General features: G+C 41.9%; 13 protein-coding genes. 11 read left to right on the top strand and 2 right to left on the bottom strand.

The genetic code is table 11. The annotated features are described in order from the left end of the window. The first annotated feature begins 103 nt into the window (after positions 1 to 103). The 3 genes from MUO14_RS01340 (at position 104) to MUO14_RS01330 (ending at position 2,126) form a co-directional block, all read left to right on the top strand. On the top strand, positions 104 to 541 hold the full coding sequence (locus MUO14_RS01340; protein WP_244753291.1) for a BrxA/BrxB family bacilliredoxin: 438 nt from the start codon (positions 104 to 106) through the stop codon (positions 539 to 541). A 76-nt stretch (positions 542 to 617) separates the two neighbouring features. Further along, positions 618 to 1,568 carry an aromatic acid exporter family protein gene (locus MUO14_RS01335; protein ID WP_244753290.1) on the top strand — a complete coding sequence of 317 codons (951 nt, stop codon included), beginning with the start codon at positions 618 to 620 and terminating at the stop codon, positions 1,566 to 1,568. Between the two features lie 45 nt (positions 1,569 to 1,613). Continuing rightward, complete coding sequence (locus tag MUO14_RS01330) at positions 1,614 to 2,126, top strand: L,D-transpeptidase (RefSeq protein ID WP_318036004.1); 513 nt, start codon at positions 1,614 to 1,616, stop codon at positions 2,124 to 2,126. 46 nt (positions 2,127 to 2,172) lie between these two features. On the opposite strand, the gene prli42 is transcribed toward MUO14_RS01330, so the two are convergent. Continuing rightward, positions 2,173 to 2,250, bottom strand: a complete 78-nt coding sequence (gene prli42 / locus MUO14_RS24215) for a stressosome-associated protein Prli42 (RefSeq protein ID WP_255822197.1) — start codon at positions 2,248 to 2,250, stop codon at positions 2,173 to 2,175. A gap of 219 nt (positions 2,251 to 2,469) precedes the next feature. Here prli42 and MUO14_RS01320 point away from each other — a divergent pair, with 219 nt between their 5' ends. The 8 genes from MUO14_RS01320 to MUO14_RS01285 all read left to right on the top strand — a co-directional run bounded on the left by MUO14_RS01320 (position 2,470) and on the right by MUO14_RS01285 (position 11,522). Next, entirely contained in the window at positions 2,470 to 4,125 is a 1,656-nt protein-coding gene (locus MUO14_RS01320) for an acyl-CoA mutase large subunit family protein (protein WP_244753289.1), read from the top strand. A 16-nt stretch (positions 4,126 to 4,141) separates the two neighbouring features. Further along, positions 4,142 to 4,954, top strand: coding sequence for a methylmalonyl-CoA epimerase (mce, locus tag MUO14_RS01315; protein ID WP_244753288.1), 813 nt, complete (start codon positions 4,142 to 4,144; stop codon positions 4,952 to 4,954). 2 nt (positions 4,955 to 4,956) lie between these two features. Then, a complete protein-coding gene (locus MUO14_RS01310; protein WP_244753287.1) occupies positions 4,957 to 6,507 on the top strand; it encodes an acyl-CoA carboxylase subunit beta in 1,551 nt (516 codons plus the stop codon). 79 nt (positions 6,508 to 6,586) lie between these two features. Beyond that, entirely contained in the window at positions 6,587 to 7,714 is a 1,128-nt protein-coding gene (locus MUO14_RS01305) for a M20/M25/M40 family metallo-hydrolase (protein WP_244755435.1), read from the top strand. Between the two features lie 87 nt (positions 7,715 to 7,801). Beyond that, the gene (locus tag MUO14_RS01300) at positions 7,802 to 9,049 is read left to right on the top strand and encodes a DNA polymerase IV (RefSeq protein WP_244753286.1); all 1,248 of its coding nucleotides are present in this window, start codon (positions 7,802 to 7,804) and stop codon (positions 9,047 to 9,049) included. 77 nt (positions 9,050 to 9,126) lie between these two features. Further along, positions 9,127 to 9,354, top strand: a complete 228-nt coding sequence (locus MUO14_RS01295; protein ID WP_244753285.1) for a hypothetical protein — start codon at positions 9,127 to 9,129, stop codon at positions 9,352 to 9,354. Positions 9,355 to 9,579: 225 nt separating this feature from the next. Continuing rightward, positions 9,580 to 10,914, top strand: coding sequence for a Glu/Leu/Phe/Val family dehydrogenase (locus MUO14_RS01290; protein ID WP_304654208.1), 1,335 nt, complete (start codon positions 9,580 to 9,582; stop codon positions 10,912 to 10,914). 443 nt (positions 10,915 to 11,357) lie between these two features. After that, positions 11,358 to 11,522, top strand: coding sequence for a hypothetical protein (locus MUO14_RS01285; protein WP_244753284.1), 165 nt, complete (start codon positions 11,358 to 11,360; stop codon positions 11,520 to 11,522). A gap of 99 nt (positions 11,523 to 11,621) precedes the next feature. Here MUO14_RS01285 and MUO14_RS01280 read toward each other — a convergent pair whose 3' ends face one another. Continuing rightward, a complete protein-coding gene (locus MUO14_RS01280) occupies positions 11,622 to 13,064 on the bottom strand; it encodes an aldehyde dehydrogenase family protein (RefSeq protein ID WP_244753283.1) in 1,443 nt (480 codons plus the stop codon). Between the last annotated feature and the right edge of the window lie 6 nt (positions 13,065 to 13,070).

Raw genomic sequence — 13,070 nt, 5'->3', positions numbered from 1 at the left:
TTTTTTACCTCTCCGTTCAACTATGTTCCCATTCTTCATTGCAATTTAATTGAAAGAACTCGCAAATCTTGGTAAGATATTGATACTACTTAATAAAGGAGCCATGTATATGGATTTCAATATTTATATGAATGATGTTGTCACAAAAGCACGTGATGAGATTACTCAGGCAGGTTATTCAGAATTAACGACACCTGAACAAGTGGATGAAGCCTTATCAAAGCAAGGTACAACACTTGTCATGATTAATTCCGTTTGCGGTTGCGCCGGTGGAATTGCACGCCCTGCAGCTTCACATGCGATTCATTATGATAAGCGTCCAGAGCATTTAGTTACGGTTTTTGCTGGACAAGACCGTGAAGCAACGGAGAAAGCACGCCAATTCTTTGAAGGCTATCCTCCATCCTCTCCATCCTTTGCGCTAATGAAAGATGGCAAGATCCAAACTATGGTTGAACGTCATGATATTGAGGGCTTTGAACCGATGGAAGTCATCGGTAAATTACAGCGCAGTTTTGAAGAATATTGTGAAGAAGTATAAATAGTATGAGGAAAGGGATCTTTGGTCAGACAAAGATCCCTTTTACATAGAAGTGTTTAACTGAGGTGACCATGGATTGAAAATAGGATATCGTACGATTAAAACAGCCTTAGGAACGCCCTTTGCCATATGGATAGCTCAGATGCTGCAAGTCGATAATTATGCTTCGGCGGGTATCCTCACCATTTTGTGCATTCAAATTACGAGAAAGAAGTCTTTTCTGTCAGCTTGGCATCGGTTCGCTGCCTGCTTCGTAGCAATGGGCTTTTCTCTTGTCTTCTTTGAGCTGATTGGCTATCATCCTCTAGCGATCGGTCTAATGCTATTTTTCTTCATTCCTGCCACAGTATGGCTGAAGATTAGCCCTGGAATTGTTACAAGTTCTGTTATTATTTTACACCTTTACGGTTCAGGTGGAATTTCTGCTCCTCTAATCTGGAACGAGTTGGTGCTTATGTTTGTAGGAATAGGGACGGCGTTACTGCTTAATGTTTATATGCCTAGTCTCGAAGGAAAACTTGAGCAATATCAGCGGCAAACGGAGGATAACTTTGCTGTAATATTGAGGGAGCTGTCAAGATTCCTTGATGACGGAAATGATGGGTGGACAGGCAAAGAACTAACCGATACAGCCACTCTTTTGGAGGAAGCAAAATCGCTGTCTTTTCGAGATGTAGAAAATCACCTGCTTCGTACTCACAACCAGTTTTATCATTACTTTCACATGCGTACAAAGCAATTTGAACTACTTGAGCGTATGCTTCCGCTAGTCACCAGAATTTCAGGGCCAAATAAGCACGCGAAACGAATCGCGCAGTTTTTTGAAGAGTTGGCTGAAGGCATTCACCCGGGTAATACAGCCGTGCTTTATTTGCAGCAGTTAAAAGAAATGAAAGAGGAATTTAGAAATGATGAACTGCCTGCCACAAGAGATGAATTTGAAGTAAGGGCAAGTTTATTTCATTTATTGAATGAAATCGAAGAGTATCTAATTATTAAGCGATCATTTAAAAAGAGCGATGTATAGTGATTTCCTTTCCAGGGGAAACTTTGAGAAAAAGGATGACTGGCTATGCAAATGATTGCCTTGATATTAATGATGTTCAGTTCGTTTTTACCGCCATCTATTACAGATGAGCCAGTAGTGCTCGTGAACAAATCTTCCCATGAGCTTGCCGTGTACCAGTCTGGAAAAGAAATTTTTCATACCAAAGCAGCTACCGGTAAAACGAAGGAATTGACACCGGAAGGACATTTTACTATTCGTGTAAAAGCAAAGGATCCTTACTATCGGAAGAAGGATATTCCCGGAGGAGTTCCTGAGAATCCGCTCGGAAGCCGCTGGATTGGTTTTGATGCAAACGGTACTGATGGGCGGATATTTGGCGTTCATGGTACGAACAGGCCGGAATCAGTAGGAAATGCTGTATCAGCAGGGTGTATTCGTCTTACCAATGAAAAGGTTGAACAGTTTTATGATCTTGTGGATGAGGGAACAGAAATCATTATTGTTGATGAATCGACCCCTTTTGAACAATTGTACGAACAATGGCATACAGGAAAACTTAAAGGGTTCTTATCATAAACAAGCCGCAAGCTAAGTAAATTCACTTAGCTTGCGGCCTTTTATTTTACATAAAGAAAGACGCTCCAGCAAGAAGAGAGGAGAGTACCATTGAAAGTATCATCACATAAATGATTATTTTCATCCGGCGCTCGCGCTTGGATTTCTTTTTCTTAGAATGAGCCAAGGTAGAATGACCTCCTTTTAACAATATCCTATAAACATTTTACATGGAACCCGTGGTTTGGACAAGGAAAGAAAATCATTTACAATAGAATTGTGAATTCTAGTAATTTTGAGAAACGTAAGCGCTTTATTTTTGGTATGCTAGAGGAGAAGGTTTTTCAAGCGAGGAGGAAACAAAATGAACCAATTAAATAACTATCAACAAATTAAAGATAACTGGAAACGCGATGTGAAAAAGACAGAACAACGTTTCCCTGAACGGAAGCAAAGTTTTACGACAAGTTCAGAGCTTGAGATTGATCGCTTATACACACCAAAAGAGCCAAATGAAGCCTATACGGACGAACTAGGTTTTCCAGGTCAATTCCCGTATACCAGGGGGATTCAACCGACCATGTATCGAAGCAGGTATTGGACGATGCGCCAATATGCCGGTTTTGGTTCAGCAGAAGAAACGAATGAACGGTTTAGATATTTATTAGCACAGGGGCAGACTGGGCTATCTGTTGCCTTCGATTTACCTACTCAAATTGGCTATGACTCAGATGACCCAATGGCAGAAGGGGAAGTAGGAAAGGTGGGAGTGGCGATTGATTCGCTGCTAGACATGGAACGTCTTTTTGATCAAATCCCTTTAAACAAAGTGAGTACATCGATGACAATCAATGCGCCGGCATCCATTTTATTAGCCATGTATATTGCTGTTGGTGAAAAGCAGGGGGTGAGTCCGGAAAATTTAACAGGGACAATTCAAAACGATATCTTAAAAGAATATATTGCACGAGGTACATATATTTATCCACCAAAGCCGTCTATGCGTCTGATAACAGACATTTTTGGATACTGCCATGAGCAGCTGCCGAAATTTAATACCATAAGCATCTCAGGCTACCATATCCGTGAGGCAGGCTCGACAGCCGTTCAAGAGGTTGCTTTTACAATCGCAAATGGGATGGCCTATGTGGATGCAGCCATTGAATCTGGACTTGAGGTTGACCAATTTGCACCAAGACTGGCCTTCTTCTTTAATGCACACAATCAATTTTTTGAAGAGGCAGCAAAGTTTCGCGCAGCGAGACGAATTTGGGCAAAGATTATGAAAAACCATTATAAAGCAGAAAATCCGAAGAGCTGGAAGTTGCGTTTTCATACACAAACAGGTGGGAGTACGCTAACCGCACAACAGCCGGATAACAATATTGTTCGGGTAACTGTCCAGGCTTTGTCTGCGGTTATGGGTGGCACACAAAGCTTACATACGAACTCACGTGATGAAGCTCTGGCTTTGCCGACAGAGGACTCTGCTAGGATTGCTCTTAGAACGCAGCAAATTATTGCCCAAGAAAGTGGTGTAGCAGATACGATCGATCCACTTGGCGGATCGTATTATGTAGAAGCGTTGACGGACGAAATTGAAGACGAAGTCAACAAATACCTTGAACGCATTAAAGAACTAGGTGGAGCGGTTCAAGCTGTTGAGGAAGGATTTATGCAAAGAGAAATCCACCAGACGGCATATGAAGCTCAGAAACGCATGGAGTCAAAAGAGGATATTGTCGTTGGTCTAAATGAATATAAGTTGGAGGAGGAAGTTAACCCAGACTTATTACGGGTTGATGAAGCATTAGAGCAGGGTCAAATTGAGAAAACGGTACAAGTTCGAAGCTCACGTAATCAGACAGAAGTAGACCAATGCCTTAACGGACTCAGACAAGCAGCGAAAACAAATGAAAATGTTATGTCTCATATTGTTGCGGCTGTTAAGGTGTATGCAACAGTAGGTGAAATTGCGAATGTACTTCGTGATGAGTTTGGAGAATATATAGGAGTGTAGGAAGGATGATGGACAGATGAAGCCAATACGTGTTCTGATCGCTAAACCAGGCCTCGATGGTCACGACAGAGGAGCGCTTATTATTGCTCAAGCGTTAAGAGACCATGGGATGGAAGTTATTTATACAGGATTAAGACAATCACCCATTCAAATTGCCCGTGCAGCCGTGCAGGAAGACGTGGATGTCGTTGGCCTTTCCTCGTTATCAGGGGCGCACAATTCACTTTTTCCTAAAGTCGTAGCTGCTTTAGAAAAGGAGGGGGCTTCAGATATACCGGTTATTGGTGGAGGAGTCATCCCGGCTGAAGATATCCCGCACTTAGAAGAGAAAGGTGTGAAGAAAATTTTCACAAGCGGGGCTCTTACTGATGCAACGGCAATCTATATCAAACAATTAATGAATCAAGAAACGAGAACCGCTCCAAAGAAAGTGTCCCATATTGGAATCGCTGTTGAGAACATCGAACAATCGTTAGCTTTTTATCAACATACGCTGGGCCTTGAAGTGGAGGCAGTTGAAGAAGTAGCCTCCGAACAAGTAAGGGTAGCTTTTCTTCCTATCGGTGACACCCGAATTGAACTGCTTGAACCGTTAAGTGATGACTCTTCTATTCGTAAATTTATAATGAAAAAAGGGGAAGGGATTCACCATATCGCCCTTGAGGTCGATGATATTGCTAAAAGGCTTGAACAGTATCAGGCAGAGGGTGTACCGCTGATTCATACAGAACCAAAACAGGGTGCTCATAATAGTCAGATTGCATTCTTGCATCCAAAGGCTGCAGGTAGTGTCCTCTATGAATTAACTGAACCAAAGGGGGAGCAGTAATCATGGATATTTATGATAAAATTAACGAGCTTTATGATAAAAGAAGACAGTCCGAACTAGGTGGCGGCGACAAGCGAATTCATAAACAACATGAAAAAGGCAAGTGGACGGCTCGAGAACGAATTGACTATTTAGTTGATGAGAATAGTTTTATTGAACTCAACCCGTTTATCGAACAGCGTCAAAGTGATTTTGGCATGAATGGGAACGAGGCCCACGGAGAAGGAGTTGTAACCGGATTTGGTAAGATCGCTGGACGGGATATCTATTTATTCGCGCAAGATTTCACCGTATATGGCGGAGCTCTTGGAGAAATGCATGCCAAGAAAATTGCTGCGGTGATGGATCTAGCTGTGAAAAATGGCACGCCATTCATTGGTCTTAACGACTCTGGCGGTGCCCGCATTCAAGAAGGGGTGTCCTCCCTTGATGGTTATGGTCAAGTCTTTTACCGTAATTCGATCTACTCTGGCGTAATCCCGCAAATTTCTGTCATTATGGGTCCATGTGCCGGCGGGGCCGTTTACTCCCCGGCAATCACCGACTTTGTCATTATGGTTGAAGAAACGTCGCAAATGTTTATCACAGGGCCTAAGGTAATTGAAACGGTTACGGGGGAACAGATTTCTGCTGAGGATTTGGGAGGGGCAGACGTACATAATACGTTGAGCGGGAATGCCCATATTAAAACCAAAGACGAAGCTTCAGCCCTAGATGCTGTAAAAGATTTAGTAAAATACTTGCCTGCTAATAACAAAGAAAAACCGCAGCGTGTCGAGGTGACTGACGAGAAAGACGATTACCGTCCGGATTTAACAGATAAAATCCCATTTGACCCAGTTAGACCGTATGATGTACGTGTAATTATTGAGGAAGTGGTCGACAAACATTCTTTCTTTGAGATCCACAAAGACTTTGCCAAAAACATTGTCGTAGGTTTCGCGCGTCTACAAGGCCAAACAGTCGGGCTTGTTTGTAACCAACCTAAATATATGGCTGGCGGCTTAGACATTGATTCAAGTGATAAAGCCGCACGTTTTATCCGTTTTTGTGATTCTTTCAATATTCCACTTATCACGTTTGAAGATGTGACTGGTTTCTTCCCTGGCATTAAGCAAGAACATGGAGGGATCATTCGTCATGGTGCAAAAATTTTATATGCTTATTCGGAGGCAACTGTCCCAAAGCTGACCGTTATCACGCGTAAGGCTTATGGCGGGGCGTATGTGGCTCTTAATAGTAAATCGATTGGCGCAGATTTGGTTTATGCTTGGCCAAATGCTGAAATTGCTGTTATGGGACCAGAGGGCGCTGCAAATATTATTTTCGCAAAAGATATCAAAGAAAGCGAGAATCCTGAAGAAACAAGGCAAAATAAAATTAATGAATACCGTGAACGTTTTGCGAATCCCTATGTAGCTGCCGGGCTCGGGATGGTTGACGATGTGATTGATCCAAGGGAAACAAGGATTACCCTTATAAACGCACTTGATATGCTGAAAAATAAACAGGAAGAACGCCCCTATAAAAAACATGGCAATATGCCTCTCTAATTGACACGTAAGTATAGTTTGAGCTAACGTACTAAGAGGGATAAGTTTTTTACATATACTTTGCCGGGAGGTTGAAATGATGGTAGCTGTTAATAAAGACCGTTTAATCGAAGAATTTCTGGAACTGGTTCAAGTGGATTCTGAAACAAAGGATGAAGCAAAGATTGCCGAGGTATTGATAAAGAAATTCAAGGAGCTTGGTCTTGACGTCATCGAAGACGATGCTAAAGATAAAACCGGACACGGTGCCGGGAATCTCATTTGTAATATGAAAGGAACAAAAGAAGGAGTCGACACGATTTACTTCACATCTCATATGGATACAGTTGTACCGGGTATCAATGTAAAACCATCCATTAAAGATGATTACATCGTGACAGACGGGACAACCATTCTCGGAGCGGATGATAAAGCAGGTCTTGCTGCCATCTTAGAAGCGATCCGTTCCATTAAGGAACAAAACGTTGAGCATGGCGACCTTCAATTTATCATCACTGTTGGAGAAGAAAGCGGGCTCGTTGGTGCCAAGGCGCTAGACAGTGCTCATTTGAAAGCGAAATATGGTTATGCCATTGATAGTAATGGACAGGTAGGTAATATTATTATCGCTGCACCAACACAAGCGAAAATCAACGCCACTGTCAAAGGTCGTACCGCTCACGCTGGCCTTGCACCTGAGAAAGGGGTGTCTGCCATTACGCTTGCTTCTAAGGCAATTGCAAGGATGCCTCTTGGACGCATTGATGATGAAACAACAGCAAATATTGGTCGCTTCGAAGGTGGAAAGCAAACGAACATCGTATGCGACCATGTCGAAATTTTAGCTGAGGCACGTTCACTCGTTCCTGAAAAGATGAACGAACAAGTCGAAAAAATGAAACAGGCCTTTATTGAAGCTGCTGGTGAGATGGCCGGCGAAGTCGAACTTCAAGTCGATATTATGTATCCAGGTTTTAAACAACAAGCAGGCGACCATGTTGTTGAAGTTGCTAGAGCAGCAGCGAAGAAGATTGGCCGTGAAAGTGAATTGTTAACAAGTGGGGGAGGCAGTGATGCAAACGTCATCGCTGGTCATGATATTCCAACTGTAAACCTTGCCGTAGGATACGAAGAGATTCATACAACAAATGAACGCATGCCTGTGGGAGAGCTTGTGAAAATTGCGGAGCTTGTTACAGCAATTATCGAGGAAGCTGCAGGTCAATAACAAAATCGCCAACAGGGCAGTCATGTACATGGCTGCTTTTTCTTATGTTATAATTTAAGAACAACTGTTCGAAAAGGAAGGATTACGATGTTGAAGTGGTATCCAAAAAACGGTCGGGTTATTTTTCACGTAGACATGAACAGTTTCTATGCATCAGTAGAAATGGCCTTTAACCCATCTTTAAAGGGCAAACCGCTAGCGATTGCGGGAAATCCTGAAGAAAGGCGTGGTATTGTCGTTACAAGCAGCTATGAAGCTCGGAAATATGGTGTGAAGACGACGATGCCTGTTGGTGAAGCTAAACGCCTCTGCAAGGATTTAATTGTCATGTCACCAACCTTTGAACGATATCGCGCTGCATCGAAAGAAATGTTTAAAATCCTCGCAGATGTTACTGATATTGTCCAGCCTGTTTCGATTGACGAAGGCTACATGGATATCACCGCATGCCATGAGCAGGGTTCACCTCCGGAGATTGCGGAGCGGATCCAGTCTCGTATCAAAGAGGAACTGGACTTACCGTGCAGTATAGGGATCGCACCAAATAAATTTTTGGCCAAGATGGCGTCAGATATGAAAAAGCCAATGGGCATTACCATTTTGCGTAAACGGGACTTGCAGCATAAATTATGGCCGCTCCCTATAGAGGAAATGTACGGGGTGGGTGAAAAAACAGCTTTCAAGTTAAGAAAACTCCGAGTGGAAACCATTGGTGATCTAGCTGGACACCCTGTCTTAGATCTTAAACGTGTGCTCGGTATTAATGGCGAACGTTTACAGAATAGAGCAAATGGAATCGATGAAAAACCCGTTGATCCAGAAGCCGTTCATGAATTCAAAAGCATTGGCACATCGACAACGCTTCCCCATGATACAACTGATGAGGCGGAAGTCCGGCAAGTACTTAGAAAACTTGCGGCAAAAGTAGAAGCACGCATGAAGAATAAAGATGTCCTTGCCCAAAATGTTCAACTCATGATTCGCTATCATGACCGTAAAACAGTGACCAGAAGCCGGCAGCTTTCCGATTTTATTGGAACAGCTGATGATCTGTTTCAAGCTGCCTTTCAGCAATTTGATGAGCATTGGAATCAACAACCTATTCGACTGCTTGGCATAACGGCCCAAGATCTAGCCGAAAAAAACGAACTAACTCAGCAACTCGATTTATTTAACTATCAACAGTATGCAGAAAAGGAAAAGCTCTATCATATGATCGACACACTAACTGAAAAGTATGGTCAAAACCCGTTTCAGAAGCTGAAAAACCCATCTGATGCTAAGATTACCACGAGTTTTCAGAAAGATTTTCTGGATGATTATAAAAATAAGTAGTTGAAATCACCGTGAATGAAACCTGTAAACTCACACACAATATCATAGTATCCATATCCAAAAGGAGGAAAATGATTATGCCACAACAACAAGCTCAACAAGCACTTCAGCAAATTGCTCAAATTGCTCAACAATTGGAACAGCAAGAACAACAAAATGCTCAACAACTTCAAGGACAAGGACAACCACAAGGAGCTGCGATGAATTCACAACAACAAATGGCTCAACGTGAACAAAATGCTTCACAGCAGTTGCAGCAAATCCAGCAGCTCACACAGCAGTGTCAACAACATTTGAATCAATAAGCTTCCCTTTCAAAACATTAGAATTTTAAAAGAAATTTATACGGATGGAAAACGACCCTGGTACATGTGCCAGGGTCGTTTTCTTTTAAAAGAATGAAACTACTTTAAAAGAAAAGCTAGTTAATAAAGATGTTTGTCAATCATTTTCATTTCAGATTTGGTATAAAAAGGCGAACTTTTAGGAATTTTAGTTACAGAGAGATCCTATAATAGGGGGAATAGACCATGTCAAGTGAAAAGATCAATAAAGACAAGGCCGAATCAGATATAACGACACAGGATCATAATCCTTATGATATCGTGAAAGGGTTAATCAAGGAGTCTGTGACGACTCTTGGTCTGCACGAAAATATTTACCAGGTACTTAAGAAACCGATGAGAATGCTTGAGGTATCGCTTCCGGTTCGTATGGATGACGGGACGATTCAAAATTTTACTGGATATCGTTCTCAGCATATTGACATTCTTGGGCCAACCAAGGGAGGAATTCGTTTCCATCCGAAAGTTAACATCGATGAGGTAAAGGCTCTTTCTATATGGATGTCTTTAAAAGCTGCGATTCTCGATATTCCTTTTGGCGGCGGTAAAGGTGGAGTCATCGTTGATCCTGAGAAACTATCTGTAAGAGAACTTGAGACATTAAGTCGTACGTATATCAGAAAGATCACACCGATCATTGGTCCACAAAAGGATATCCCGGCTCCAGATGTCAATACGAGCCCAGAAGTAATGGGGTGGATGATTGATGAGTTTGATCAACTTCGTGGTTACAATATTCCCGGTATGATTACAGGGAAACCCGTTATTATTGGAGGTTCATTAGGCCGTCTCGAAGCTACAGGGCGTGGAGTCGTCTTTACGATCCGTGAAGCAGCCAAGGTTTTGGAAATGGATTTAAGCAAGTCTACAGCAGCCTTGCAAGGATTTGGCAATGTGGGAAGTATGACAGCTAAATTTTTACATGAATTAGGGGTTAAGATTGTCGCTATTACAGATGCAAAAGGCGGGATATATAATGAGGAAGGGATAGATATCACTAAACTGCTTGAATTCGTGAAAGATGGTAAAAACTATGCGTCTAAATTTTCCGATGCGAATTCTATCACGAACGAGAAAATGTTTGAACTTCCCGTAGATATTCTCATTCCAGCAGCCATTGAAAATCAGGTAACAAAAGAGAATGCCCCAAATATACAAGCGAAAATCTTAGCTGAGGCAGCAAATGGTCCAACCACACCTGGGGGAGATAAGATTCTTGAGGAAAAAGGCATTTTTGTTATTCCAGATATTCTTTGTAATGCCGGCGGTGTAACCGTCTCCTACTTCGAATGGGTGCAAAATACGATGAACTACTACTGGAAAGAAGAAGAAGTGAACAAGAAGCTTGAGGAGCATATGTTGTTTGGTTTTGATAAAGTATTGGAAATGAAAAAGGACAAGGAATGCCGCATGAGGGATGCAGCTTATATGGTAGGGATTAATCACCTCGTCAAAGCAATGGAAGCACGCGGCTGGATTAAAGGCTCCGATATGGAAAAGCATAACAATGATATGAAATAAGTTGAATAAGAGACTACGTAACCTACCCGCGTTCCCTGTGGGATTAAGATAATCGAGAGTGAAGTGACTTTCCTCCGAGTAAAATTGACAAGCGTTTTCTGTGTAAAATTTAATTCTATCTTCTCAAATGAAAAAATCAAGCTGTCGAGAAAGTCTCGACAGCTTGATTTTTTCTCTCTACTTTATTTTTACTGCGTTCATTTATTATCCTATAGATAGAATCTTTTTTAGGTGGTGATCTTTTGTTTCAATCCAGAAAAGAAAGACAAAATAAGATGGAGCGTTACGATTGAAGAGCTTGTGCTGGAGGGCCAATTGCTTCGTAGATTGACCAATACATAAATTTTTCCTTGTTCCCTGATGAATAAGTGTGCCCTATTATTCGGAAGACAATGTCGACCTTCCCTTGATGCCCTTGTGCTCTTTACTTATTGGTTCTTTCCATGGCATTCGTTAATCATTCCAAGCCTTATTTACAATGGTTAGATCGCCCAATCGAACGATTCGGTTTTGACGTAGAAGCTATGGGTTTACATGACGGATACTTGACCCTTATTGCCCATCGTCGCTATCAAACGGGAAAAGGATTTCTAGCCATGGAAATATAAATATGATGCGGAGAGCGAGTAATATTCGTCCGTACGTATGCAAAAAAAGCTTGTAGAGAAAATAAGGGGTTTCTCTACAAGCTGACTATGATGTAAGCGTCACAGTCTTTTTTCGTTAAGGTTAATTCCGATAAACTTCAGTTCTGTCATGTCATCAATGGCGTATTTTACACCTTCACGGCCGATTCCACTTTGTTTTACACCGCCATAAGGATGGTTGTCTTGTCGGTAGGTAGAGATTTCATTAATCCATACACCGCCCATTTCAAGTTCGTTAGCCACTCGAAGAGCCCGGTTAATATCCTTGGTAAACACTCCTGCTTGTAAGCCGTAAATCGAATCATTTGAAAGCTTGACGACTTCTTCTTCTGTTTCAAAAGGAATGATTGACACAATCGGGGCAAATACTTCTTCTGCTATGATTTTCATGTCATTTTTTACCTCAGTCATGATAGTGGGTGTCAACATGGTTCCGTCTAATTTACCGCCAGTTGCAATTTTGGCTCCTTTTGAGACGGCATCGTCGATCCATGTTTTAGCCCTTTCAGCAGCATCCTTGTTGATCATTGGGCCGAAATCAGTGCTTTCATTAGTCGGATTGCCGATCGTTAGAGCTTCCGTTTGGCTGACGTATTCCTTAAGAAATGAGTCGTATAGGGAATGATGAACATAAATTCGCTGGGCTGAAATACATACTTGACCCGAAAAGGCGAAGGCACCCTTGACTAAATCCTCGACTGCCTGCTCCATGTCAGCATCTTCAAATAAAATATTCGGAGAGTTTGACCCTAACTCTAACGTAACTTTCTTAAATCCGGCCTTTTCTCTGATATTTTTCCCAACAGGTAAACTACCAGTAAAGGTAACCTTATGAACTTTTTCATGCTGAACCAGCGGGTCACCGACTTCTTCGCCTTTGCCCATGATCAGATTCAAAGCTCCTGTTGGGAGACCAGCCTCATGAAAAAGTTGGACAAGCATGTAAGCAGAAATGGGTGTTTTTTCTGCTGGTTTAAACAATACTGTATTGCCTGCAGCTATTGCAGGCGCAAGTTTGTGAAGCGACAGGTTGAGTGGAAAATTAAACGGTGTGATTGCAGCTACAACACCTAGAGGAATCCGTTTTGTAAATCCCAAACGATTCTCTCCTCCAACTGCAGCATCTAGCGGAATGACCTCACTATAGATATGTTTGGCTCTTTCCGATGCGAAACGGAGCACTTGTACAGCACGGTCCACTTCACCGCGGCTATATTTTAGCGGCTTTCCTGCTTCTTTTGCTATCGTTTCTGCAAATGATTCTTTTCTGTCTTCAAGAAGGTTCGCCGTTTTGAGTAATATATTCGCTCGTTGATATGCGGGCATCGTTTTCATTGTACTGTGAAAGGTGTCGAAGCTTTGTTCAATGGCTTTATTTAAATCTTCGACATTTGCCAAAACAATATCAGCTATTTTTTCTTGGTTATAGGGATTATAGACAGTTAATGTTTCACGTTGTTCCTCATTGTATTCCTTACCATTTATAATTGATCCAATTCTCATTTTTTC

It is taken from the genome of Halobacillus shinanisalinarum (assembly GCF_022919835.1).
Classification (GTDB): domain Bacteria; phylum Bacillota; class Bacilli; order Bacillales; family Halobacillaceae; genus Halobacillus_A; species Halobacillus_A shinanisalinarum.
Note: the sequence above shows the minus strand (reverse complement) of the source record. Positions and strands in the feature narration are given on the sequence as shown.